Source organism: Streptococcus sanguinis, assembly GCF_003943655.1.
GTDB classification, from domain to species: Bacteria; Bacillota; Bacilli; order Lactobacillales; family Streptococcaceae; genus Streptococcus; species Streptococcus sanguinis_F.
In genome coordinates, this window is sequence record NZ_RJMM01000019.1 from 16117 (window position 1) to 40400 (window position 24284).

22 protein-coding genes and 1 pseudogene are annotated in these 24284 nt (G+C 45.2%); all 23 read left to right on the top strand.

Annotated elements, in window-relative coordinates; all coding sequences use genetic code 11:
• Positions 1–5: 5 nt before the first annotated feature.
• The 23 genes and pseudogenes from D8886_RS08365 to recG all read left to right on the top strand — a co-directional run bounded on the left by D8886_RS08365 (position 6) and on the right by recG (position 23590).
• Positions 6–1484, top strand: coding sequence for an acetaldehyde dehydrogenase (acetylating) (locus tag D8886_RS08365; RefSeq protein ID WP_053092753.1), 1479 nt, complete (start codon positions 6–8; stop codon positions 1482–1484).
• Between the two features lie 34 nt (positions 1485–1518).
• The gene (gene pduA, locus D8886_RS08370; RefSeq protein WP_125435090.1) at positions 1519–1794 is read left to right on the top strand and encodes a propanediol utilization microcompartment protein PduA; all 276 of its coding nucleotides are present in this window, start codon (positions 1519–1521) and stop codon (positions 1792–1794) included.
• Between the two features lie 197 nt (positions 1795–1991).
• On the top strand, positions 1992–2633 hold the full coding sequence (locus D8886_RS08375) for a hypothetical protein (protein ID WP_125435092.1): 642 nt from the start codon (positions 1992–1994) through the stop codon (positions 2631–2633).
• A 23-nt stretch (positions 2634–2656) separates the two neighbouring features.
• Positions 2657–3283, top strand: a complete 627-nt coding sequence (eutD, locus tag D8886_RS08380) for an ethanolamine utilization phosphate acetyltransferase EutD (protein WP_002896361.1) — start codon at positions 2657–2659, stop codon at positions 3281–3283.
• A gap of 31 nt (positions 3284–3314) precedes the next feature.
• On the top strand, positions 3315–3962 hold the full coding sequence (locus D8886_RS08385) for an ethanolamine utilization protein (protein ID WP_125435094.1): 648 nt from the start codon (positions 3315–3317) through the stop codon (positions 3960–3962).
• Between the two features lie 14 nt (positions 3963–3976).
• Positions 3977–4258 (top strand): EutN/CcmL family microcompartment protein, encoded by a 282-nt coding sequence (locus D8886_RS08390; protein ID WP_011836570.1) that lies wholly within the window; start codon positions 3977–3979, stop codon positions 4256–4258.
• 16 nt (positions 4259–4274) lie between these two features.
• Positions 4275–5369 carry an ethanolamine utilization protein EutH gene (locus tag D8886_RS08395; protein ID WP_125435096.1) on the top strand — a complete coding sequence of 365 codons (1095 nt, stop codon included), beginning with the start codon at positions 4275–4277 and terminating at the stop codon, positions 5367–5369.
• A gap of 17 nt (positions 5370–5386) precedes the next feature.
• A complete protein-coding gene (locus D8886_RS08400; protein WP_002898196.1) occupies positions 5387–5836 on the top strand; it encodes a EutQ-related cupin domain-containing protein in 450 nt (149 codons plus the stop codon).
• A 434-nt stretch (positions 5837–6270) separates the two neighbouring features.
• Positions 6271–6981 (top strand): annotated as a pseudogene (gene pduB / locus D8886_RS08405) (propanediol utilization microcompartment protein PduB); the annotation flags it as partial.
• Positions 6982–7002: 21 nt separating this feature from the next.
• Positions 7003–8664, top strand: coding sequence for a propanediol/glycerol family dehydratase large subunit (locus D8886_RS08410; protein WP_125435098.1), 1662 nt, complete (start codon positions 7003–7005; stop codon positions 8662–8664).
• Between the two features lie 11 nt (positions 8665–8675).
• Entirely contained in the window at positions 8676–9344 is a 669-nt protein-coding gene (locus D8886_RS08415) for a propanediol/glycerol family dehydratase medium subunit (RefSeq protein ID WP_125435100.1), read from the top strand.
• Positions 9345–9374: 30 nt separating this feature from the next.
• Positions 9375–9890, top strand: coding sequence for a diol dehydratase small subunit (locus D8886_RS08420; protein WP_125435102.1), 516 nt, complete (start codon positions 9375–9377; stop codon positions 9888–9890).
• 88 nt (positions 9891–9978) lie between these two features.
• On the top strand, positions 9979–11835 hold the full coding sequence (locus tag D8886_RS08425) for a diol dehydratase reactivase subunit alpha (protein WP_125435104.1): 1857 nt from the start codon (positions 9979–9981) through the stop codon (positions 11833–11835).
• Positions 11816–12196, top strand: coding sequence for a glycerol dehydratase reactivase beta/small subunit family protein (locus D8886_RS08430; protein WP_125435106.1), 381 nt, complete (start codon positions 11816–11818; stop codon positions 12194–12196). Before D8886_RS08425 ends, D8886_RS08430 begins: the two co-directional genes overlap by 20 nt.
• A 58-nt stretch (positions 12197–12254) precedes the next feature.
• Positions 12255–12788 (top strand): GlcG/HbpS family heme-binding protein, encoded by a 534-nt coding sequence (locus D8886_RS08435; RefSeq protein ID WP_125435108.1) that lies wholly within the window; start codon positions 12255–12257, stop codon positions 12786–12788.
• Between the two features lie 188 nt (positions 12789–12976).
• Positions 12977–13690 (top strand): MIP/aquaporin family protein, encoded by a 714-nt coding sequence (locus D8886_RS08440; RefSeq protein ID WP_125435110.1) that lies wholly within the window; start codon positions 12977–12979, stop codon positions 13688–13690.
• A gap of 133 nt (positions 13691–13823) precedes the next feature.
• On the top strand, positions 13824–15023 hold the full coding sequence (locus D8886_RS08445) for an acetate/propionate family kinase (protein WP_125435112.1): 1200 nt from the start codon (positions 13824–13826) through the stop codon (positions 15021–15023).
• Between the two features lie 275 nt (positions 15024–15298).
• A complete protein-coding gene (gene secA / locus D8886_RS08455) occupies positions 15299–17818 on the top strand; it encodes a preprotein translocase subunit SecA (RefSeq protein WP_125435114.1) in 2520 nt (839 codons plus the stop codon).
• A 20-nt stretch (positions 17819–17838) separates the two neighbouring features.
• On the top strand, positions 17839–18870 hold the full coding sequence (locus D8886_RS08460) for a 3-deoxy-7-phosphoheptulonate synthase (protein WP_002919532.1): 1032 nt from the start codon (positions 17839–17841) through the stop codon (positions 18868–18870).
• 1 nt (position 18871) lies between these two features.
• The gene (locus D8886_RS08465; protein WP_125435116.1) at positions 18872–19903 is read left to right on the top strand and encodes a 3-deoxy-7-phosphoheptulonate synthase; all 1032 of its coding nucleotides are present in this window, start codon (positions 18872–18874) and stop codon (positions 19901–19903) included.
• A 107-nt stretch (positions 19904–20010) separates the two neighbouring features.
• Positions 20011–20373, top strand: a complete 363-nt coding sequence (acpS, locus tag D8886_RS08470) for a holo-ACP synthase (protein ID WP_002903921.1) — start codon at positions 20011–20013, stop codon at positions 20371–20373.
• Positions 20363–21469 (top strand): alanine racemase, encoded by a 1107-nt coding sequence (gene alr / locus D8886_RS08475; RefSeq protein ID WP_009659698.1) that lies wholly within the window; start codon positions 20363–20365, stop codon positions 21467–21469. The genes acpS and alr overlap by 11 nt, the downstream gene beginning before the upstream one ends.
• Before the next feature lie 105 nt (positions 21470–21574).
• Positions 21575–23590: an ATP-dependent DNA helicase RecG gene (gene recG, locus D8886_RS08480; RefSeq protein WP_125435118.1), complete on the top strand. Its 2016-nt coding sequence runs from the start codon at positions 21575–21577 to the stop codon at positions 23588–23590.
• Positions 23591–24284 lie beyond the last annotated feature (694 nt).

Genomic DNA, 24284 nt, shown 5'->3' on the forward strand with positions numbered 1-24284 from the left:
TGCGGATGTTTTTAGAAGATAAAGATTTGGTATCGATTCAGGAAGTAAGGAATTTGATTCGGGATGCAAAGAAAGCCCAAGCAGAACTTGCTAAAATGAGCCAAGAACAAATTGATACCATTGTAAAAGTAGTAGCGAAAGCTTGTTATGATGAGCGTGAACGTCTAGCGAAGATGGCAGCTCAGGAAACAGGCTTTGGCCGCTGGGAAGACAAGGTATTGAAAAATGCTCTTGCTTCCAAAGGTATTCTTGAAGAAATCAAGGATATGAAAACGGTTGGGGTTCTCAACGAAGACAAGGAAAAGAAAGTCTTGGAAGTTGGAGTTCCAGTTGGTGTCATTGCTGGCTTGATTCCATCAACCAACCCGACCTCAACGGTTATGTATAAGGCTTTGATCGCTTTGAAGGCAGGAAACAGTATCGTCTTCTCTCCTCACCCAAATGCTCTTAAGTGTATTGAGGAAACAGTGGAAATCATCAAGAAAGCTGCTAAATCAGCTGGCTGTCCGGATGGAGCTATCAGTGCGATTCATCGTGTATCCATCGCAGCTACAAATGAGTTGATGCGACACAAGGATACAAATCTCATTTTGGCGACTGGTGGAAATGCCATGGTCAAAGCGGCTTACTCATCTGGTACACCAGCAATCGGTGTAGGTCCTGGTAATGGTCCAGCCTTCATCGAAAGAACAGCAGATGTGCCAAAAGCAGTTCGTCAGATTTTGGATTCTAAAACCTTTGACAATGGTGTGATTTGTGCATCTGAGCAGTCTATCATCGTCGAAGAAGATATGAAGGAAAAGGTTGTAGCAGAGTTCAAGAAACAAGGTGCTTACTTTGTTCCAGCAGAAGATGCTAAGAAACTGGGCTCCTTCATTATCCAGCCGAGTGGTGCGATGAATCCGAAGATGGTTGGTAAAACACCTCAGGTGATTGCTGAGTTAGCTGGTATTTCAGTTCCAGCTGATGCTCGGGTCTTGATTGCAGAAGAAACAGGCGTCGGCAAGCAGTATCCATATTCTATGGAAAAACTGGCTCCAGTCTTAGGCTTCTATACTGTCAAGGACTGGTTGGAAGCTTGTGAGCTGAGCATTAAGATCTTGCATCACGAAGGTGCAGGCCACACTCTTGCTATTCACAGTCAAAACGAAGAAATTATTCGTGAATTTGCACTGAAAAAACCAGTATCTCGTCTGCTGATCAATACGCCAGCAGCTCTGGGTGGTGTCGGTGCAACGACTGGTCTCTTCCCAGCCTTTACTTTGGGTTGTGGAGCTGTGGGTGGCAGCGCGACATCTGATAATGTCAGCCCGCTCAATCTCTTCAATATCCGTCGTGTAGCTTACGGAACAGCTGAACTGTCAGACCTGCGACAAGCAGAAAATATGGCAGTGGAAGAACCAAAAGCAGTAGCAGTTGACGGATCAAACGAAGAAGAACTGGTAACCTTGTTGGTTCAACGCGTATTGGAAAAACTAAAATAGTCAATATTAAACATTAAAATTGGAGGATACAATCATGGCAATCACAAATGCATTAGGAATGGTAGAAACAAAAGGACTCGTCGGCGCAATCGAAGCAGCTGATGCAATGGTTAAAGCCGCTAACGTAACTTTGATTGGTAAAGAACAAGTCGGNGCTGGATTGGTAACNGTNNTNGTTCGTGGTGATGTCGGCGCAGTNAAAGCAGCGACAGATGCTGGAGCAGCTGCAGCTGAAAACGTTGGTGAATTGATTTCAGTTCACGTAATTCCACGTCCACATGCTGAAGTGGAAGTGATTCTGCCCAAATAATCTGGGACAGATAAATATTTGCTGAAAGGGCCTGTATTGTAGCGTTTAGGCTTGATGCAGGCCCCTGAGGCAAATAGAATACTCAGTGAAAATGAAGCTTATGGGCAGTAGCTCTATACGTAAACGAAAATGTTGATTTTCGAAGAGTATCAGATTGATTTTCACAGAGTATCAACGGAGTAGAAGGATGTGAATACATGTCAGTTTTTACAGAAGCTAAGATCAGAAAGCTTTATAGAGAATCCGTTCTCGCTGATAACGGTGTCTTTGAATTAAACAAAGATGAAAAACTGACGCCAGCAGCCAGAGGTTTTCTCAATGATCACCATATTCGAATTGTCTGTTCAGGTCAGACCAAAGGGAAAACAGACTCAGCTGCTGATGCTATCAGGGTGCCGATTACAAACCTTGAGGACTCTGCTGTGTATCCACGACTATTTAGACTGACTAAACTTTATACTTGCTTTTTGAAGAACCAGAGAGAATTGCATCAGGCTTTTCAGGATGAAAAGTGTGAGCAAGTTGGCCAACTATTGAATATAGTAGAACAAATCGTTGGCCATCATATTCTGGATGATATTTCTGATTACCAGACAGACCTGCCTAGCAATGCAGAATTGCAGGCCATTCGGGTCAGTCGACAGCTCGATCAAGAGACGGTTATGATGAGTTACCAAGAACCGACTTGGCAGCTGAATTGCTATGAAACATATATCGAAACGACCCTCCTGCGCAAAGAATTGGAGCAGGCTGCTGATGGTGACAGAGATCAATTTGCTTGTAAGGTTTCTCAATTATTAAAATCAATTGAAGTCTTGCTCTGGTTGATAGCAAGCTAATAACAAGAGAAAGAAGAACAGCAATGACTTTAGAAAATTTGGTAAATAAAGTAATTGATAAAGTTCAGGAAGAATTGCAGGGGTCATTTGAGGTAGAAGCGAGCGGACGTCATGTCCATTTGAGTCAGGAAGATTTGGAAGCCTTGTTTGGTCCCAACTATCAATTAACAAAAGCAAAAGACCTATCACAGCCAGGCCAGTTCGCTAGTCAAGAAAGGCTGACAGTTGTCGGTCCAAAAGGCGCTTTTCACAATGTGGTTATTCTGGGACCTGTTCGCAAACATTCTCAGGTAGAAGTTTCTCTGACCGACTGTTTGCAGCTGGGCACCAAGGCTCCCATTCGCGAAAGCGGCGATATCGAAGGAACACCGGGCGTCATTTTGGCTCATGGAGACAAGGCAGTTTGTCTGGATAAGGGCCTGATTGTAGCTAAGCGTCATGTTCATATGACACCGGAAGATGCTGAACGTCTGAATGTAAAAAATCATGAGATTGTACAAGTCAGAGTAGAAGGTGCTCGTCCGCTGATATTTGATGATGTAGTCATCCGTGTTAGTCCTAAATTTGCGACTTATATGCATATTGACTACGATGAAGCTAATGCCTGTGGTTTCAAAAAAGGAACACGCGGACGGATTATTAAAAAATAAGTCGTATGAGCAAATAAAAGGTAGGTAAAGAATGGAAAATCTAGATCATTTGGTAGATTTGATTACAGACCGCCTGATGGAAAAGTTGAAGAAAAAGCCTCAGAACCCCTCAGTATACGTCATTGGAGGCGATAAGATTCCTGACTTATTAGAAGGGGAAGGCTTTCAAGTCGTAAAAGATTCTTGCACAGCAGAGATTGTTGTTGTTGAGTCGCTTGGTTTTGATGCTTTTCTAAGACTCTCATCCCTTTGCCCTTTAGCGGTGGAGGAAGCAGTCATTTTAAAGAGTCTTTTGAAAGGCAAAAAAGTCCTAGTGTCAGACAGCGCCTTTGCTATTCAGCAGTACAAGCAATCTTCTAAAATGCACTTGTATCAGGAACTGCAGGGACAGCGCGAAAAGCTGATCCGCTACGGTCTGCAATTTTATAAAGAAGGCCAACTCTTAGCACTCCTAGAAAGCAATCATGCTGAAGAGCCTCGTCCGGCTGAAAAGCGGGCGGTGACAGAAGAAGTCAGCCAGAAGGCTAAGGCTCCGATTAAGACGGTTTTGCTGACAGAGAAAAAGCTGAGAGAAATGGGCTTACCTGAAAATGGAAGCTTTAAAATAGAAAAAGGAATGATTGTGACAGCCTTGGCGAGAGATTATCTAAAACGTAAAAAAATAGAAATCATAGAATAAAGGAGTGGGTAGAGATGTTTGTTGGTAAAGTAAAAGGAAGCCTTTGGGCGACTAGAAAAGACGAAAATTTAAATGGTTTGAAATTTTTAGTGGTCGAACGGCAGCTAAATGAACATCAAAGTGACCCAGCTCTGCTTATTGTGGCCGACTGCATCGGTGCAGGCGAAGGAGACCAAGTAATGGTAACCACTGGCAGTTCTGCCCGTATGAGCCTGAATAAGGTAAATATACCTGTGGATATGGTTGTTGTGGCTATCATTGACAAGGTTGACTATCACAGTGATGAAGAATATTAGAAACTAAGGTAATGTTATGAGTATCAATGAAATTATCATTTATATCATGGTTCTATTCATGCTGATCGGTGCAGTGGATAAATGTATCGGTGGCAAACTAGGACTAAGTGAAAAATTTGAAGAAGGTATCATGGCTATGGGAGCTTTGGCTCTGTCTATGGCTGGGATTATGGTAATCGCTCCCCTCTTGGCGGATGTCTTGAAACCGATTGTCGTGCCTTTGTATGGCTTGGTGGGCGCTGACCCGTCTATCTTTGCGACAACCTTCATTGCCAATGATATGGGAGGAGCTCCTCTGGCTCTCAGTCTGGCTCAGGATCCAGCAGTAGGAAATTTTGCTGCCTTTGTACTGGGCTCTATGATGGGGCCAACCATCGTCTTTACGATTCCAGTTGCCTTGGGTATTATCGAAAAAGATGACCGTCCGCTTTTGGCTCGCGGAATCTTATACGGTTTGGTAACTGTTCCGATTGGCTGTCTCCTCGGAGGACTTTTCGTACCAGGTCTGCCTTTTGGAACCTTGATTGTCAATCTTATTCCGATTATCATTGTATCTGCTCTGATTTTCGTAGGATTGCTTTTGGCACCTAATGCCATGATCAAAGGTTTTGAAGTGTTTGGTCAGATTATTGTTATCTTGGCAACGCTTGGTTTGGCCTTTGGTGCAGCTCAACTCCTGACTGGAAATGAGTGGCTCATCAGCATTTATCCAAAAGGTGCTGAAACACTGAAGGAAGCCTTTGAAGTTGTCGGAACGATTGCCGTAACCTTGGCTGGAGCCTTTGGTCTGGTAGCTGTCTTTACCAAGGTAGCCAACAAACCACTTTCTGCTATCGGAAAATCCCTAGGAATGAACGAAGTTGGTGCAGCTGGTTTGGTAGCTTCTCTGGCTAATAACATTGCCATGTTCCAGATGATGAAGGATATGGACAAACGCGGTAAGATTATCAACGTAGCCTTTGCCGTATCTGCTTCCTTTGTTATCGGAGATCACCTAGGCTTCACAGCTGGTCAAAAACCGGAAATGATTGTGCCGATGATGATTGGTAAATTTGTCGGCGGTATCACAGCGGTATTACTGGCTTTCTTCTTAACGAAGAAGGAAGCTTAGACTTGGAGGTATGAAGTATGGCAGATATTAATCGTTCTGACCTAGAAACATTGGTTCGTAAGATTTTATTGGAAGAATTAGCCACTAAAGATGGTGGGAAGAAAGTCAGCAAGGCAGGCGTAGCTTCTATCGCCCTGCCAGGTCTAGATGTTCGTCCAGAAGATCGCTTGGATACAGGTGATTCCAGCCATCAGGTTTATACACGAGACTTGCTGACCTTAGATGAGAGTCCAAGATTGGGCTTGGGTCTGATGACCATGGAAAAGACAACTTTCCCTTGGCATCTGGACTATGATGAAGTGGACTATGTTATTGAAGGGCGTCTTGATATTATCGTTGGTGACGAAGTCATGACAGCTGGCCCTGGCGAAGTACTCTTTATCCCTAAAGGCAGCGACATTCAGTTCTCTGTCAGAGATAAGGCCCGCTTTATCTATGTGACCTATCCGGCTGACTGGCAAGGCTAGTTTGTTGGAGAATTGAACTATCAGATTTACTAGAATGGCAGGACAGCGGCCTGCTGTCCTGCCATTCTGTAATGATGGAAAATAAAAAAACAGATAAAAGATGAGCAACCCTGCGAAAAGTTTATCATCTGTTATCTGCCTCTGCGATTGTTATTTCTGAAGGGAAAGGCCTGTCAAGTATATTTCTTGTAGGCTTAGCTTGGCATTCCTAAAAAAGTTGGTTAGGCTTTTTTGGAGAACGCGGAAAAATCTTCCTTTTTAAAAAACAACCATACTCATTTTAACAGAAAACCTTAGAATAATCTATTCTTTTGACCCAAAAAAAGTTAAAAAAAGGAATCAGAAAGAGGCGAATAGCTATGGTGTTTCTCTTATCTGATTTTCCTATTCCTTAAAATTGTAAGCGCTTCAAAAAATATGTCAGCGAAAGGAGCTGTCTTATGGAAAACAAATGCAATATTACAGAATTTGTCGGTGTTAATCCGATAGGCGATACAATTGGACTTGTCATTGCCAATGTGGATCAGCAGGTGCTGGATGCTATGAAGCTAGAAAAGAGCTATCGCTCAATTGGTGTAGTCGGTGCTCGTACCGGTGCGGGTCCTCATATCATGGCCGCAGATGAAGCGGTCAAAGCAACCAATACAGAAATTGTTAAAATCGAACTGCCTCGTGATACTAAGGGTGGTGCTGGGCACGGAAGTTTGATTATCTTCGGTGGTGAGGATGTATCAGATGTCAGACGAGCTGTGGAAGTAACCTTGAAGGAAGTGGATCGAACCTTCGGTGATGTTTATGCTAATGATGCAGGGCATATTGAACTCCAATATACTGCGCGTGCTAGCTATGCTTGTCAGACTGCCTTTGGTGCTGAATACGGCCGTGCTTTTGGCTTGATTGTCGGAGCACCTGCAGCTATTGGTGTTGTTATGGCGGATACAGCTGTTAAGGCTGCAAACGTTACTGTTGTCGGCTATGCTTCTCCAGGAAATGGTGGCACCAGCCACTCAAACGAAGCTATCCTCTTTATCAGTGGGGATTCTGGAGCAGTTAGACAATCAGTTATCTCAGCGCGTGAAGTTGGACTGGCACTTTTAGGCAGTATGGGTGACGAGCCAACCAACTCACAGCCATCTTACATTTAAGAGTGAGAGGGAGGAAACGGTATGAGATCCAAACGTTTTGAAGTATTAAGCGAACGCCCTATCAACCAAGATGGATTTGTAAAAGAATGGGTCGAAGAAGGTTTAGTGGCTATGGAAAGCCCCAATGATCCTAAACCCAGTATCAAAATTCAAAATGGAAAAGTGGTTGAGTTAGACGGCAAACCAAAAGAAGAATTTGACCTGATTGACCAGTTCATTGCTAACTACGGGATTGACCTGAGCCGAGCTGAAGAAGTTATTCAGATGGACTCAAGAGAGATTGCCAATAAAATATTGACACCGAATGTGCCTCGGACAGAAATCATCAAGCTGACCAAGGCCATGACTCCGGCTAAAATCATTGAAGTGGTCAATCAGATGAATATCGTGGAAATCATGATGTGTCTGCAAAAGATGCGGACCCGTAAGCAAACAGCTACACAAGCCCACGTTACCAATGTCAATGATAATCCAGTGCAGATTGCAGCAGATGCGGCTGAAGGAGCTCTGCGTGGTTTTGCAGAGCAAGAAACAACGGTTGCCGTAGTGCGTTACGCTCCTTTCAATGCCCTGTCTCTGATGATTGGCTCACAAGTAGGCCGTCCTGGGGTACTGACTCAGTGCTCTTTGGAAGAAGCGACAGAACTAGAATTTGGTATGCGTGGCTTTACAGCCTATGCTGAGACCATCTCTGTTTATGGTACAGAAGATGTCTTCACTGATGGAGATGATACACCTTGGTCCAAGGCCTTTCTGGCTTCCGCCTATGCCTCTCGTGGACTCAAGATGCGCTTTACTTCCGGTACAGGGTCTGAAGTGCAGATGGGACAAGCCGAAGGCAAGTCCATGCTCTATCTGGAAGCTCGCTGTCTCTATGTCACGAAAGCGGCTGGAGTTCAAGGAACTCAGAATGGATCAGTTAGCTGTATCGGTATTCCAGCAGCTGTTCCGAGTGGTATTCGGGCAGTCGTTGCTGAAAACTTGATTGCCAGCATGCTGGACTTGGAATGTGCTTCATCAAATGACCAAACCTTTACTCACTCAGACTTACGTCGCTCTGTTCGGACTTTGATGCAGTTTGCGCCAGGTACAGACTTTATCAACTCTGGCTACTCTGCTACACCAAACTATGACAATATGTTTGCCGGATCTAACTGGGATGCGGAAGACTTTGACGACTACAATGTCTTGCAACGTGACCTGCGGGTAGACGGTGGTCTTCGTCCTGTACGTGAAGAGGAAGTTGTGAAGGTTCGGAACAAGGCAGCACGCGTTATGCAAGCTCTTTTCAAAGGCTTGGGCCTGCCGCCGATTACCGACGAAGAAGTCGAAGCAGCGACCTATGCTCATGGCTCTAAAGATATGCCAGAACGGGATAAGGTTGAAGATATCAAGGCTGCTCAAGGTATTCTGGAACGCGGCGTTCAAGGGGCTGATTTGATCAAAGCCTTGGCTAATAATGGCTTCCCAGAAGTTGCCAATGAGCTGCTCAATTTGTTCAAGCAACGTGTAGCAGGGGATTTCCTGCAAACATCTGCTATCTTTGACCGAGATTGGAATGTTATTTCAGCGGTGAATTCACCGAATGACTATGTTGGTGTCGGTACAGGCCATCGTCTGGTCGGCGAAGAATGGGAAAAAGTCAAAGATATTCCTAAAGCGATTGACCCGCGTGATGTATAGGAGGAGCTAAGATGACAGAGATAAATGAAACTTTACTGCGCTCCATTATTGCAGAAGTGATGAAAGAGATGAGCGCCAATACCAACGAAACAGTTGCTAAAACAAGCGAAAAGCCTGCCACAAAGCCTGTGTCCAATGAAAAAGCTGTCATCCGTACAGTTGGTGTGGCTAAGCCTAGCCAGTCAACGGATGAAGTCGTTATTGCAGTTGGACCTGCCTTTGGGGAACAGCAGGTGAAGACAATGGTGGACATTCCTCATACGGAAGTGCTGCGGCAGCTGGTAGCCGGTATCGAAGAAGAAGGGCTTAAGGCTCGCATTGTCAAGGTCTATCGTTCTTCTGACGTTGCCTTTGTAGCGGTAGAAGGAGACCACTTGTCTGGTTCTGGCATTTCTATCGGTGTTCAGTCTAAGGGAACAACGGTTATTCACCAACGTGATTTGCCACCGCTCAGTAATCTGGAACTCTTCCCGCAGGCACCTTTGTTAACTCCTGAAACCTATCGTTTGATTGGTAAAAATGCTGCTAAGTATGCCAAGGGTGAAACACCAAATCCGGTGCCAACCCTTAACGACCAAATGGCTCGTCCTAAGTACCAGGCATACTCAGCCTTGCTGCATATTAAGGAAACGAAACTGGTTAAAAGAGGAAAACCAGCTGATGAATGTCAGGTGATTTAATGCATATGATGTCTACAAGGAGAAATCAGAATGAGTGAATCAGTAGAAACATTAGTAAAACAAATATTAGCCGAGCTAAGCGATAGCGGCTCAGCTAGTCAAGGAGCAGCCAATCGTCCTATCAGTTCTGATGAAGCGACAGCGGCTGATTATCCTATTTCTAAAAAACACCCAGACTGGATAAAGGTTGGTCAGGATAAGAAATTCGAAGATATTACACTGGAAAATATCTTGTCTGGCTATGTAAAAGCAGAGGATTTGCGGATTAAGCCGGAGATTTTGATCAAGCAAGGTGAAATTGCTAAGAATGCCGGCCGTGAAGCAATCCAGTATAACTTTTCTCGGGCTGCCGAACTGACCAAGGTTCCGGATGCGCGTGTGCTGGAAATCTACAATGCCCTGCGCCCTTACCGGTCTTCCAAACAGGAATTATTGGACATTGCCAATGAATTGGAAAACCAATATGGAGCTGTTATCTGTGCGGGCTTTGTCAGAGAAGCCGCTGAAAATTATGAGCGCCGCAAGAAGTTGAAAGGCGACAACTAATCCGGTTTTATCAAGGCTATTTTGGGGTTGAAAAAAGATTATTGTCAAATGCTACTCAAAATAGCCTAATCTTGGTGGAGGTGAAAATGTGAAACGAATCATTGGAGTAGACATAGGAAATTCTTCGACCGAGTCTGCCTTAGCTGAAGTGCAAGATGATGGAAGCATTCACTTTCTTGCCTCAGCCATTGCGGATACAACAGGTATCAAAGGAACCAAGGAAAATGTCCACGGGATTTATCAATCTTTGAGAAAATTGATGGAGCAAACATCCTTTGAACTGGGACAAGTTGATTTGATTCGGATCAATGAAGCGACGCCTGTTATCGGTGATGTTGCCATGGAAACCATCACAGAGACAGTCATTACAGAGTCTACCATGATTGGTCATAATCCGCATACTCCAGGCGGTCTGGGTCTGGGGATTGGACTGACAGTGGATATTCTCGATTTGGTTCATCATCCGATTGATGGGAAATACATCGTGGTAGTACCGAAAGTCATTGATTTTGACTTGGTTGCCCAGCTGATCAATGCCTATCTAGCCAAGGGCTATCAGATTACTGCTGCCATTCTGCAGGCGGATGATGGGGTTTTGGTCAACAACCGCATTAGCCAGAAGATTCCAATCGTGGATGAGATTCTCTTTATTGACAAGGTTCCTTTGGGCATGCAAGCTGCTGTTGAAGTGGTAGAGCAGGGGAAGGTGATTTCTCAATTATCCAATCCCTATGGCATTGCGACGGTCTTCGGCTTGAGTGCAGAAGAGACGAAAAGCATCGTTCCCATTGCCCGTGCCCTCATTGGCAACCGCTCAGCTGTCGTGATTAAGACACCAGCAGGCGACGTTCAGGCTCGGACGATTCCAGCAGGTAGTATCCAAATTATCGGCAAGGAGCATACCTTAAAGGTGGATATTTCCAAGGGTGCCGATGAGATTATGGAGAAAATCGTCTATGCTGGCGAGATTAGCAATGTTGTCGGAGAAGCGGGAACCAATGTTGGAGGCATGCTTGAGAAAGTGCGCCAAACCATGGCTGACTTGACCGAGAAAGAGCCTTCCGACATTTATATCCGTGACTTACTGGCCGTCAATACTTTTGCTCCGATTTCTGTGCGCGGTGGTGTGGCTGGAGAATTTTCTATGGAGCAGGCTGTCGGCATTGCCTCTATGGTAAATTCTGACAAGCTGCAAATGTCCATCATTGCCCAAGAAGTCGAACGTGAGCTGGGGATTAGCGTGGAAATCGGTGGAGCAGAAGCTGAATCAGCTATCCTCGGAGCCCTGACTACACCAGGGACGGATCGCCCCTTGGCTATTTTGGACTTAGGAGCAGGCTCGACAGATGCTTCCATTATTGATAGTAGGGGTCAAATCTTAGCTGTCCATCTAGCCGGTGCCGGTGATATGGTAACCATGCTGATCAATTCGGAGTTGGGACTGGAAAATCATCATCTGGCAGAGGACATCAAACGATATCCTCTGGCCAAGGTAGAAAGTCTTTTCCATATCCGGCATGAAGACGGCACTGTTCAATTTTTTGACAAGCCGCTGTCTGGAGATTTGTTTGCCAGAGTCGTCATCGTCAAGGAAAATGATGAATTTGTTCCTATTGATGATGGAGACTACTCTATCGAAAAAATCAAACTCGTTCGACAGTCTGCCAAGGAAAGAGTCTTTGTTACCAATGCAGTTCGGGCTCTCAAGCGTGTCAGTCCTACTCAGAATATTCGAGACATTCCTTTCGTTGTCATCGTAGGTGGCTCAGCTTTGGACTTCGAAATACCTCAGCTAGTGACCGAAGCTCTCTCTCAGCATGCCATTGTAGCTGGTCGAGGCAATGTGCGTGGATTGGTGGGACCTCGAAATGCAGTAGCGACCGGACTGATTTTGACCTATGTCAGAGAGAAATGGGGGGCCGGCTATGGAATTAGCTTATACTAGAAAGCCTACCATTAGGCTGATAGCTACGGACAATGCTCCTGCGGATAAGGTGGCACAAATCGGCTACGGTATCGAAGAGGAAGGTATCCCTTTTAGTCTGGTCAGTCCAGATGAAGTTAGCGATTCTGTATCACTAGCGCATGTGGCTGCAACTCAATCCCAGCTTTTAGTAGGGATTGCCTGTGACGGGCGAGACGCAGTCCTCCATTATCGTAACTTGCCACTTGAAAAATTTATCTATCGTATCAAAGATTATTCCGCTATACCGAACCACGTCTTGCGCCTATTTGGCTCAAATGCAGCACGCTTGGTTAAGGGTGTCCCGTTTAAAAAATCTGACCTGTTAGAAGCATCTTTTTGACTTGTTCCGATCAATTCAAAAAGATGTCCGTATCAACTACTGAAAAGAGGTGAAATGGATGGCTAGAGATAGAGAGAAAGACGAGCTCAGCAGTCCAGAACTATCAAGCTGGGGAGGAAACTCAGAATTGCAGGACAGCATTATCCAAAAAGTCCTTGCCAGATGCCAAACCTTACTGGATAAAGAGCCTCTTCTTTTCACAAATATCTATCAGGATGCCTGGGAATTGGTAACAAGGGCCAGACGCAAGGCTGAAGAGCTGGGACTAGCTGTCGTGATAACGGTGGTTGATCCAGCAGCACAAGTCGTGATGACCTATCGTATGGAAAATGCCTTGTTAGTGAGTAACGATATGGCTTATAAGAAAGCTTACACAGCTGTTGGCATGAGGATGCAGTCCAAGGATTTAGCACCTTTAACTCAGCCTGGCCAGTGGCTCTACCAGCTGGAAACGATGACTGACAATAAGGTCGTTAGTTTAGCTGGTGGCATTCCTGTTTATTGCCAGTCAGAGATGATTGGCGGTATCGGCGTCAGCGGAGGAAGTTCTGAAGAAGACCAGTCCATTGCTGAGTATGCTGTGGGACTTTAGAGCAGCAAGCTGGCTAATTAAATAATATCAGAGGAGAGAATACCACTTGCAATCCATGCTTTGGAGCTAGGGATTTTCTCCTATTTTACGAGCACATTTCTCTTATGCTTTCTTATCATCTATATTGCCCTGTAGAAGCAATATAGATGAGAGAGTATAAAGTATTTCGAAATGAAGGAGTATGGAGTATGGAAAAATATTTAGGTGAATTTTTGGGCACCATGGTTCTGATGGTTTTTGGGAATGGAATCGGAGCGTCTATCAGTCTTAATAAGAGTATCGCAAAAGGTTTCTCTCCCAATTGGTTTACCGTTGTATTTGGCTGGGGCTTAGCAGTGACCTTGGGTGTCTATACGGCTGGATTTTACAATACTGGCGGTCACCTTAACCCAGCTGTCACTATTGCCTTTGCGGTGGGTGGCATCTTCCCTTGGGAGCAAGTGGTGGGCTATATCATCGCTCAGATTCTAGGTGCCTTTGTCGGAGCGGCTATTGTAGTGCTCTTCTATTATCCCCATTTCAAAGAAACCAAGGCAGAAGAAGGCAACTCAGTTGGCGTATTTGCTACTGGACCAGCCATCCAGAATCCAGCATTTAATCTGATCAGCGAAATCGTTGCGACTTTCTTCTTCATCTTTGCACTTTTGATGATAACGCACGGCGAAATCACGCCCGGACTCACTCCACTCTTAGTTGGCTTCCTCATTATGGCGGTCGGCTTGTCTTTGGGTTCGACGACAGGTTTTGCCCTCAACCCAGCTCGGGACTTCGGTCCGCGCCTTGCTTATGCCCTCTTGCCAGTTCCGAATAAAGGAGATGCAAACTGGGCTTATGCTTGGGTGCCAATTGTAGGGCCGACTATCGGTGCTGTCTTGGCTGTCTTAGCAGTCAATGCTATGTAATATATAAAATAGTAAATAAGCTAGCCGACCATTTGAAGCTAGCTTATTTATCTAACAAGCAGCAATGAAAAGTTTCAGTTTTCAAAAAAACGTTATTTAAAAAATCACTGTTTTCATTGCTCAGGAGAAAAATATGTCTAAAAAAATTTTTGCGATTAATGCGGGCAGTTCGTCATTAAAATTTCAACTGCTCAGTATGCCTGATGAAAGCCTTTTGGTGAAAGGAATTTTTGAAAAAATTGGCTTAAAGGAAGGTATTTTTAAGATTGAATTTGAAGGTCAAAAAGAAAAGGAACTGCTGGCTATTCCTTCGCATCAATTTGCTGTGGATTACCTGCTGAACTTTCTTTTGGAGCGGAAGCTGATTGCTTCTCTGGACGAGATAGATGGAGTCGGTCATCGCGTAGCCCATGGCGGCGAGTCCTTTGATGATTCTGCTTTGATAGATGAGCGAGTGCTATCCATCATTGAGAAGCTGTCCTTCTTGGCTCCTAGCCATAACCCTGTCAACTTGGTAGGGATTCGAGCTTTCCAAAAGGCCTTGCCAGAGACAGGACAAGTGGCTGTGTTTGATACAGCCTTTCATCAAAGCCTTTCAGAAGCCTATTATCTCTATCCTCTTTCCTGGGATTACTATCATAAATACAGTCTGAGAAAGTATGGTTTCCATGGAACGAGTCACAAGTATATTGCTCAAAAGGTAAAGGAGATTTGGGAGGGGCAAGGAGAAGCTGCGGAGCATTTGAAGATTATCAACTGCCATTTGGGCAATGGTGCTAGTATCTGCGCCATTAAAAATGGTCAGTCTGTCAATACTTCAATGGGATTCACCCCCTTGGCTGGCCTGATGATGGGCTCCCGCTCCGGTGACATAGATCCCATGATTCTTCTTTTTTTGCTAGAACAAGAAAAATTATCAGCTCAGCAATTAAGCGATGTCCTCAATAAAGAATCCGGTCTGCTGGCTATCTCCCAGCTCAGCAATGATTTAAGAGATGTTCTGGAAGCTTGTGACAGAGGCGATGAAAAAGCTAGTCTAGCAGTCAATATGTTTGTCAACCGTATCGCTCAGACCATTGCAAGCTACATCACAGATTTAGATGGTCTGGATGCCTTGGTTTTCACTGCTGGAATCGGTGAGAATTCAGCCTTGATCCGCAGCTTAGTTGTTCAAAAGCTCAATTGCTTAGGACTTTCTTTAAATCAGGCAGCTAACGAGCAAGGTCAGCTCTTTATTCAAAATTCTCAGTCTCAGGCTAAAATTCTTATTCTTCCAACCAACGAAGAACTGATGATTGCCCAAGACACCATGCGTTTGCTGGAATTTAAGTAGCCGAAAGAATAGTAGAATGTTCAAGGAGCGCAGGAATAACTTTCTATATTAACAAGAAAAAACCAGTTTATCCTTGTGTTGTTTAGACTCGAAAAGACAGAGTAAGGCCTCTGTCTTTTCTTTTTTAGCTTAGATATCCTGCCATCTTCCAGTTCTGTAAGCACAGTCTGCTGGAGCTTTTTTGCTTTTTTCATTCTTGAAAGATATAGGAAAACATGCTATAATGAAAAGAACATTCTAAAAATCAGAAAGATTATTATATAGTAAGGAAAAAAATGGCGAATATTTTAAAGACTATCATTGAAAATGATAAAGGTGAATTAAGAAAATTAGAAAAAATGGCTGATAAGGTCTTGGCTTATGAAGACGAAATGGCGGCCTTATCTGATGAAGAACTTCAGGCAAAAACAGAAGAATTCAAGAAACGCTATGCTGATGGCGAAACTTTAGATCAGCTCTTATTTGAAGCTTTTGCGGTTGTCCGTGAAGGAGCTAAGCGAGTGTTGGGACTCTTCCCTTATAAGGTTCAGGTTATGGGAGGAATCGTTCTCCATCATGGTGACGTTCCAGAGATGCGTACCGGTGAAGGAAAAACCTTGACAGCGACAATGCCAGTTTACTTAAACGCCCTTGCAGGCAAAGGTGTGCACGTTGTCACAGTCAATGAATACCTGACTGAGCGTGACGCGACCGAAATGGGTGAACTCTACTCTTGGCTGGGCCTTTCTGTCGGTATCAATCTGGCGGCTAAGTCTCCATCTGAGAAGAAAGAAGCATACGCTTGCGACATTACCTATTCAACCAATGCTGAGATTGGCTTTGACTACCTGCGTGATAACATGGTAGTCCGCGCTGAAAACATGGTACAGCGCCCACTCAACTATGCCTTGGTCGATGAGGTGGACTCAATCCTGATTGACGAAGCTCGGACACCATTGATTGTATCTGGACCGGTTTCTTCAGACACCAACCAGCTTTATCATATGGCTGACCACTATGTCAAATCTCTGGATAAGGACGACTACATCATCGATGTTCAGTCTAAGACGATTGGTCTGTCTGACTCAGGTATTGACAAGGCAGAAAGCTACTTCAAGCTGGACAATCTCTACGATATTGAAAATGTTGCCCTGACTCACTTTATCGACAATGCTCTGCGAGCTAACTACATCATGCTCCTTGACATTGACTATGTGGTCAGTGAAGATCAGGAAATTCTGATTGTCGATCAGTTTACCGGTCGGACTATGGAAGGGCGTCGTTACTCTGACGGTCTCCACCAAGCGATTGAAGCCAAAGAAGGTGTGCCGATTCAGGAAGAAACAAAGACTTCTGCTTCTATTACTTATCAGAACCTCTTCCGTATGTATAAGAAGCTGTCCGGCATGACAGGTACAGCCAAGACAGAGGAAGAAGAGTTCCGCGAAACATATAACATTCGTGTTATTCCGATTCCAACCAACCGTCCGGTAGCACGTATTGACCATTCTGACCTGCTCTACCCAAGTATTGATTCTAAGTTCAAGGCAGTTGTTCAGGATGTTAAAGAGCGTCATGAAAAAGGCCAGCCTGTTCTGGTCGGTACTGTTGCGGTTGAAACCAGTGACTATATTTCTAAGAAATTGGTAGAAGCTGGGGTGCCTCACGAAGTTCTTAATGCGAAAAACCACTATAAAGAAGCACAAATTATCATGAACGCCGGCCAACGTGGTGCGGTTACTATTGCGACCAATATGGCCGGACGGGGAACCGACATCAAGTTGGGTGAAGGTGTTCGCGAACTGGGCGGTCTCTGTGTTATCGGTACAGAGCGCCATGAAAGCCGCCGGATTGACAATCAGCTGCGCGGACGTTCAGGCCGTCAGGGTGATCCAGGTGAGTCACAATTCTACCTGTCACTGGAAGATGAGCTTATGCGCCGCTTTGGCTCAGAGCGCATTAAAGCCCTGTTGGATCGAATGAATCTTAGTGACGAAGATTCTGTTATCAAGTCTGGCATGCTGACCCGTCAGGTAGAGGCAGCTCAGAAGCGTGTCGAAGGAAATAACTACGATACGCGGAAACAAGTCTTGCAGTATGATGACGTGATGCGTGAGCAACGGGAAATTATTTATGCTGAGCGCCACGATGTCATTACTGCTGATCGCGACCTCAGTCCTGAAATCCATGCTATGATTAAACGGACTATCAATCGCATCGTTGATGGTAGCAGCCACTCTGATCAGGATGATAAGATTGAAGCAATTTTAAACTTTGCTAAGTATAACTTGGTTTCAGAAGATTCTATTTCAGACAGCGATTTGGAAGGCAAGTCTGACCAAGAAATCAAAGATTATCTGTTTGAACGCGCATTGGAAGTCTATGACAGTCAGATTGCTAAGCTAAGAGACGAAGAAGCAGTACGTGAATTCCAGAAGGTCTTGATTCTGCGCGTGGTGGACAGCAAGTGGACTGATCATATCGATGCCCTTGATCAGCTGCGCAATGCTGTTGGATTGCGTGGTTATGCACAAAATAACCCAGTTGTCGAATACCAAGCAGAGAGCTTCCGTATGTTCAACGACATGATTGGATCCATCGAGTTTGATGTGACTCGTCTGATGATGAAAGCGCAGATTCATGAGCAAGAGCGCCCTCGGACAGAGCGGGCTATCAGTACCACAGCTACCCGCAATATCTCTGCCAAGGCGCCAAATATACCTGATAATATAGACCTGTCTAACGTAAAGAGAAACGACCCTTGTCCATGTGGCTCTGGCAAGAAGTTCAAGAACTGTCACGGCCGTAAAAAGTAAGCGTAAAAGAAGGAGAATAGATGACCTTTAAAGCAACCAGTCAACCCATTGATGTGGCAGAAGTTCGCCAACTTGCTAAGCTAGAAGGCGACATGCTCGCTCGCAAGGAAAAGCGTGACCGAGAGTTAGAAGCAATTCTGCGTGGTCAGGATGACCGCATTCTCTTGGTCATTGGTCCCTGCTCTTCAGATAATGAAGAAGCGGTGCTGGAGTATGCCAAGCGTCTATCTGCTCTCCAAGAAGAAGTAAAAGACCGCATTTTCATGGTCATGCGTGTTTATACTGCCAAGCCTCGGACGAATGGAGATGGCTACAAAGGGCTTATTCATCAGCCTAATGCGACCGCAGCTCCAAGTCTGATTAACGGCATCAAGGCAGTCCGCAATCTGCACTATCGGGTTATTTCCGAGACAGGCATGACCACGGCTGATGAGATGCTCTATCCAGAAAATCTGCCTCTAGTAGATGATTTGATTTCTTACATGGCTGTAGGAGCTCGCTCGGTCGAAGACCAGCAGCACCGTTTTGTAGCTAGTGGAGCGGATCTACCGACTGGCTTGAAAAATCCGACTTCTGGCAATCTCAATGTCATGTTTAACGGCATCTATGCAGCTCAGAACAAGCAGAGTTTCCTCTTTTCAGGTAAGGAAGTCGAAACATCTGGCAATCCTTTGGCGCATGCCATCTTGCGCGGTGCCCTCAATGAATACGGCAAGAATATTCCTAACTACTATTATGATAACCTGCTGGACACCATTGCCCAGTATGAAAAAATGGGCTTAGAAAATCCCTTTATCATCATTGATACCAATCATGATAACTCTGGTAAGCAGTATCTGGAACAGGTTCGTATCGTTCGCCAGACGCTGATTAACCGGGACTGGAATGAAAAGATTAAGGCTACAGTACGTGGCTTTATGATCGAGTCTTATCTGGAAGACGGTCGTCAGGACGAACCAGAAGTCTTTGGCAAGTCCATTACTGATCCTTGTCTGGGCTGGGCCAATACGGAACAGCTGGTTCGTGAAATTTATGATACATTAGGAAAATAGTATGGCATTTATCGAAAAAGGTCAGAAGATTGACATTGAGCAGATTAAGTCCAGAACCAGACTGACTGGTCAGGACTTGGTTCATAAAAACAAGCGAGACCAAGAACTAGCTGAGATTCTCAGTGGGGAAGACGAGCGTATTCTCTTGGTTATCGGTCCTTGTTCATCGGACAATGAAGAGGCTGTGCTGGAGTATGCCCGCCGTTTGTCAGAGCTGCAGAAGAAGGTCGCGGATAAGATTTTTATCGTCATGCGGGTCTATACTGCTAAGCCGCGGACCAATGGGGATGGCTATAAGGGCTTGGTTCATCAGCCGGATACTTCTAAAGCACCTAGCCTTATCAATGGTTTGCAGGCAGTTCGTCAGCTGCACTACCGCGTCATTACAGAGACTGGTCTGACGACGGCTGATGAGATGCTCTATCCGTCCAATCTTGTGCTGGTAGATGACTTGGTTAGCTATCATGCTGTGGGTGCCCGCTCAGTTGAAGACCAGGAGCACCGTTTTGTGGCGTCAGGTATTGACGCTCCAGTCGGCATGAAAAATCCAACTTCTGGCAATCTAGGGGTTATGTTTAACGCTGTCTATGCTGCACAAAATAAGCAGACTTTCCTGTTTCATGGCCAGGAAGTAGAAACCTCTGGGAATCCTTTGGCTCACGTTATTCTGCGTGGGGCTACCAATGAATACGGTAAAAATATCCCAAATTTCTACTATGAGAATATGCTGGATGCCATTTCCTACTATGAAAAGATGAGCTTGGAGAATCCTTTCATCGTCATCGATACCAATCACGATAACTCTGGCAAGCAGTATCTGGATCAGATTAGGATTGTGCGTCAGACCTTGCTTAATCGGGATTGGAACGAAAAGATTAAGAGAGCGGTTCGTGGTTTTATGATTGAGTCTTATCTTGAAGATGGCCGGCAAAATGAGCCGGAAGTCTTTGGTAAATCCATTACAGACCCTTGTCTAGGCTGGGACAATACTGTTCAGCTCATTGAAGAAATTTACAACACTTTAGATAAATAAGGAAAATTGAAAGGGACAGTCTTGACCTGTAAAGAGGACTAACTGTCGGGTGAAGACGAACTCAGCTGGCGGTCCAGCTGAGTTTTGTCGCCTTTCCAGAGAATGATATGATAAAAGGACACGGAATTGACATAGAAGAACTGGCTGCCATTGAGCGAGCCTATCTGAAAAATGCCCGCTTTGCAAAGAAGGTGCTGACCGAGGCGGAGCTTTCTCGTTTTGAGGAATTATCCGGCAAGCGGAAAATCGAATTTCTAGCTGGCCGTTGGGCTGCCAAGGAGGCTTTTTCTAAAGCTTGGGGAACTGGTATCGGTAAGCTCAGGTTTCAGGACTTGGAGATTTTAAACGACCGTCAGGGAGCACCTTTTTTCAGCCGTTCACCTTTTGCTGGCAAGGTTTGGATTTCGATCAGCCATGCTGCTGGCCTAGTTACAGCCAGCGTTATTTTGGAGGAAAATGATGAAAGCTAGTCTGCATAGACCCAGCAAGGCAGTGATTGATTTAGCTGCTATTGCTTTTAATATTAGACAATTGAGTACCCATCTGCCTCAGACGACAGAGAAGTGGGCTGTCGCCAAGGCAAATGCTTATGGCCACGGAGCTATTGAGGTTTCTAGGCACATTGAGCCCCTTGTAGATGGCTTTTGTGTGTCTAATATCGATGAAGCTTTGGAGCTGCGCTCAGCTGGCATTGGCAAAAAAATTCTGGTGCTAGGAGTATCAAATCTGTCTGCGCTCCCGCTGGCTAGAAAGGGAAAGGTCTCTCTGACTGTAGCCAGTCTGGAGTGGTTGGATTTAGCTTTAGCTGCGGAAAAAGACTTAACAGGATTGAAGTTTCATATCAAGATTGACTCTGGTATGGGGCGGATTGGTTTTCGAGATAGTCAGGAAGCTCAGGAGGCAATCCATCGCTTGCAGGCTGCTGGGGCTGTCGCGGAGGGAATTTTTACCCACTTTGCAACGGCAGATGAAGCGGAGCACCATAAGTTTGAAGCCCAGCTGACTCGTTTTCATCAGATCTTATCTGAGCTGGACAGTGTTCCTCCTCTCGTTCACGCTAGTAATTCTGCTACCTCTCTCTGGCACAGTGAGACTGTTCTAAATGCCGTCCGGCTGGGTGACATCATTTATGGCCTCAACCCTAGCGGAACTGTTTTAGAACTTCCTTATGAATTCAAGCCAGCTCTGTCGCTGGTCTCAGAATTGGTGCATGTCAAGGAAGTTGAGGCTGGAGCAGATGTTGGCTATGGAGCCACCTACACCAGTAAGTCTCAAGAGTGGATTGGCACTATTCCTTTGGGTTATGCAGATGGCTGGACGCGCGATATGCAGGGCTTTGATATCTTGATTGATGGTCAGCGTTGTCCGATTGTCGGCCGCGTTTCCATGGACCAAATTACAGTGCGCCTGCCTCAGGCTTATCCCCTTGGCACGCCGGTTGTGTTGATTGGAAATAGCGGAGCGGAGACCATTACGGTGACAGATGTGGCAGAAAAGCGTGGCACCATTAACTATGAGGTAGTTTGCTTGATTAGCGACCGTGTACCGAGGGTATATAAAGACTAAGAAGATTAATGCAGGGAACCGCTTGAAGTATTTGATAATGCTCTAGCTTGGTCACCCTGTCTGTGATGCCAGCATCGCAGCAGTATCAGAACTGAAAGAGGAATTATGAATTTACACCAACCTTTGACGGTTCTGCCTGGTGTGGGACCGAAATCAGCAGAAAAATTTGCTAAGCTGGGTCTAGAGACCTTGCAGGATTTACTGCTTTATTTTCCTTTTCGTTATGAGGATTTTAAGAGTAAGAATGTCCTAGACTTGGAGGATGGAGAAAAGGCGGTTGTTTCTGGTCAGGTCGTAACCCCGGCCAATGTCCAGTATTACGGCTACAAACGCAACCGCCTGCGCTTTACCATCAAGCAGGGAGAAGTCGCTCTGGCAGTTAATTTCTTTAACCAGCCTTATCTGGCGGACAAGATTGAAGTAGGAGCGAATATAGCCGTCTTTGGCAAGTGGGACAAAGCCAAGGCCAGTCTGACTGGCATGAAACTGCTGGCTCAGGTAGAGGACGACTTGCAGCCTGTCTATCGGCTGGCTCAGGGAATTAGTCAGGCCAGTCTGGTCAAGCTGATTAAGACTGCCTTTGACCAAGGACTGGACTTGCTCTTAGAGGAAAATCTGCCCCAGCCCCTGTTGGAACGCTACCAGCTAGTGAGCAGAGTTGAGGCTGTGCGGGCTATGCATTTTCCAAAGGATTTGGCGGACTACAAGCAGGCTTTGAGGCGGGTCAAATTTGAAGAACTCTTTTATTTCCAAATGCAGCTGCAGGTCTTAAAGAGAGAAACCAAGGCTGTCAGCAATGGATTGAAGATTGATTGGCAGTTGGATGCTGTGGCCGAGAAAAAGAAGAGCTTACCTTTTGAACTGACTTCAGCTCAGGAGCGCAGTCTGACAGAGATTTTGCAGGATTTGCGATCGCCTGGCCACATGAATCGCCTGCTGCAGGGCGATGTGGGAAGCGGAAAGACAGTAGTCGCTGGTCTGGCTATGTATGCTGTTTATACAGCTGGCTTTCAGTCAGCTCTGATGGTTCCAACAGAAATTTTGGCTGAGCAGCATTTTGACAGCCTAGCTCAGCTATTTCCAGAATTGAATCTGGCCCTGCTAACTGGTGGGATGAAAGCAACAGAACGCAGAGAAACCTTGGCAGCGATTGAAAACGGTCAGGTGGACATGATTGTCGGAACCCATGCCCTGATTCAGGAAGGAGTCCGTTACCATGCATTGGGCTTGGTCATTATTGACGAGCAGCATCGCTTTGGGGTGGAGCAGCGCCGGATTTTACGGGAAAAGGGAGACAATCCTGATGTCCTCATGATGACGGCGACGCCTATTCCCAGAACCCTTGCAATTACAGCATTTGGTGATATGGATGTATCTATTATTGACCAGATGCCTGCGGGACGCAAGCCTATTATCACCCGCTGGGTCAAGCATGAGCAGCTGGAAGTCGTCCTGGACTGGCTGAAAAAAGAGCTCCACAAGGGCGCTCAGGTCTACTTTATTTCTCCTTTGATTGAGGAATCAGAAGCGCTGGATCTTAAGAATGCCATTGCCTTAGAAGAAGAACTGACAGCCTATTTTGAACAGCAGGCCAAAGTGGCTCTGCTTCATGGCAAGATGAAGAGTGAGGAAAAAGAGGCGATTATGCAGGACTTCAAGGAAGGACAGACTGATATTCTGGTCTCTACCACGGTCATTGAGGTCGGAGTCAACGTCCCTAATGCTACGGTGATGGTCATCATGGATGCGGACCGCTTTGGACTCAGCCAGCTTCATCAGCTAAGAGGCCGTGTTGGCCGAGGGAGCAAGCAGTCTTATGCCGTCCTTGTTGCCAATCCCAAGACGGAGTCGGGCAAGCGCCGCATGAAAATCATGACTGAGACGACCGACGGTTTCCTGCTGGCTGAGGAGGATCTGAAAATGCGAGGCTCTGGAGAAATCTTTGGCACTCGGCAGTCTGGTATTCCTGAGTTTCAAGTGGCAGACATCGTAGAAGATTATCCGATTTTAGAAGAAGCCAGAAAGGTTGCCAGCCAGATTACAGCTGATCCGAACTGGCGGACAGATCCTAATTGGCACTTGATTGCTCTTCATTTGGACAAGAAAGATTACCTAGATTAAGAGTTCTTTGGATTAAGTTTCCTGCAAGTTATTTATAAGTAGGCTTTAAGTTTGAGGGATTATACTATTGTCATATCAAAGAAGGAGGTAGGACCAATGACAATGTAAACATCCCTTAAAATCCTGTAACCAAAGCTTGAAGATTAGAAGACCTGCGAGGTATGAGCCACTCAAAGAATAAGAATAATTTAGAATTTTTTCATCATAAATCTCCTAACAAATCACAAGCTTCACCCAATCGGTGAAGTTTTTTTTGTATTTGGTTGAAAAGACTTGTTCGTTTCAAATAGTAGATAGGGATTGCTGCCGGATTTCTTTGACTATAAGCTTTCCCTAAGAAATCTATAAGAGATTCTTAAGTTTAGGGCTGTATCCTTATATCCAAGTAAGAACAAAAAGATTAGGGACCAAACTTGAGGTCAAACACTCCAAGAGATTCGTTTTTGCTCTTAAAGAATGAATGATAAGCGAGGTAAAAGTTATGAAAGTTACAATCAAAGTCCACTATCCGAAGACATTTAAGCAAGCTCAGAAAATGGAGGTGACCTATGGTAAGTGATTATATTTTTGAAATTCTAGAGTCTCTGTTTGAGGTTATCTTCTAAGTCCAGCGATTCAATGAAGTTTGCCCAGCTTTAGAATACGAAAGAGTCAAAAAAGTGCTAAGCAGTCTTAGCACTTTTTGATTTAAAAA

Coding starts and splice junctions, on each gene's coding strand:
- D8886_RS08365 (WP_053092753.1), top strand. CDS start 6: ATGTTTTTAGAAGATAAAGATTTGGTATCGATTCAGGAAGTAAGGAAT.
- D8886_RS08375 (WP_125435092.1), top strand. CDS start 1,992: ATGTCAGTTTTTACAGAAGCTAAGATCAGAAAGCTTTATAGAGAATCC.
- eutD (WP_002896361.1), top strand. CDS start 2,657: ATGACTTTAGAAAATTTGGTAAATAAAGTAATTGATAAAGTTCAGGAA.
- D8886_RS08385 (WP_125435094.1), top strand. CDS start 3,315: ATGGAAAATCTAGATCATTTGGTAGATTTGATTACAGACCGCCTGATG.
- D8886_RS08390 (WP_011836570.1), top strand. CDS start 3,977: ATGTTTGTTGGTAAAGTAAAAGGAAGCCTTTGGGCGACTAGAAAAGAC.
- D8886_RS08395 (WP_125435096.1), top strand. CDS start 4,275: ATGAGTATCAATGAAATTATCATTTATATCATGGTTCTATTCATGCTG.
- D8886_RS08400 (WP_002898196.1), top strand. CDS start 5,387: ATGGCAGATATTAATCGTTCTGACCTAGAAACATTGGTTCGTAAGATT.
- D8886_RS08410 (WP_125435098.1), top strand. CDS start 7,003: ATGAGATCCAAACGTTTTGAAGTATTAAGCGAACGCCCTATCAACCAA.
- D8886_RS08415 (WP_125435100.1), top strand. CDS start 8,676: ATGACAGAGATAAATGAAACTTTACTGCGCTCCATTATTGCAGAAGTG.
- D8886_RS08420 (WP_125435102.1), top strand. CDS start 9,375: ATGAGTGAATCAGTAGAAACATTAGTAAAACAAATATTAGCCGAGCTA.
- D8886_RS08430 (WP_125435106.1), top strand. CDS start 11,816: ATGGAATTAGCTTATACTAGAAAGCCTACCATTAGGCTGATAGCTACG.
- D8886_RS08435 (WP_125435108.1), top strand. CDS start 12,255: ATGGCTAGAGATAGAGAGAAAGACGAGCTCAGCAGTCCAGAACTATCA.
- D8886_RS08440 (WP_125435110.1), top strand. CDS start 12,977: ATGGAAAAATATTTAGGTGAATTTTTGGGCACCATGGTTCTGATGGTT.
- D8886_RS08445 (WP_125435112.1), top strand. CDS start 13,824: ATGTCTAAAAAAATTTTTGCGATTAATGCGGGCAGTTCGTCATTAAAA.
- secA (WP_125435114.1), top strand. CDS start 15,299: ATGGCGAATATTTTAAAGACTATCATTGAAAATGATAAAGGTGAATTA.
- D8886_RS08460 (WP_002919532.1), top strand. CDS start 17,839: ATGACCTTTAAAGCAACCAGTCAACCCATTGATGTGGCAGAAGTTCGC.
- D8886_RS08465 (WP_125435116.1), top strand. CDS start 18,872: ATGGCATTTATCGAAAAAGGTCAGAAGATTGACATTGAGCAGATTAAG.
- acpS (WP_002903921.1), top strand. CDS start 20,011: ATGATAAAAGGACACGGAATTGACATAGAAGAACTGGCTGCCATTGAG.
- alr (WP_009659698.1), top strand. CDS start 20,363: ATGAAAGCTAGTCTGCATAGACCCAGCAAGGCAGTGATTGATTTAGCT.
- recG (WP_125435118.1), top strand. CDS start 21,575: ATGAATTTACACCAACCTTTGACGGTTCTGCCTGGTGTGGGACCGAAA.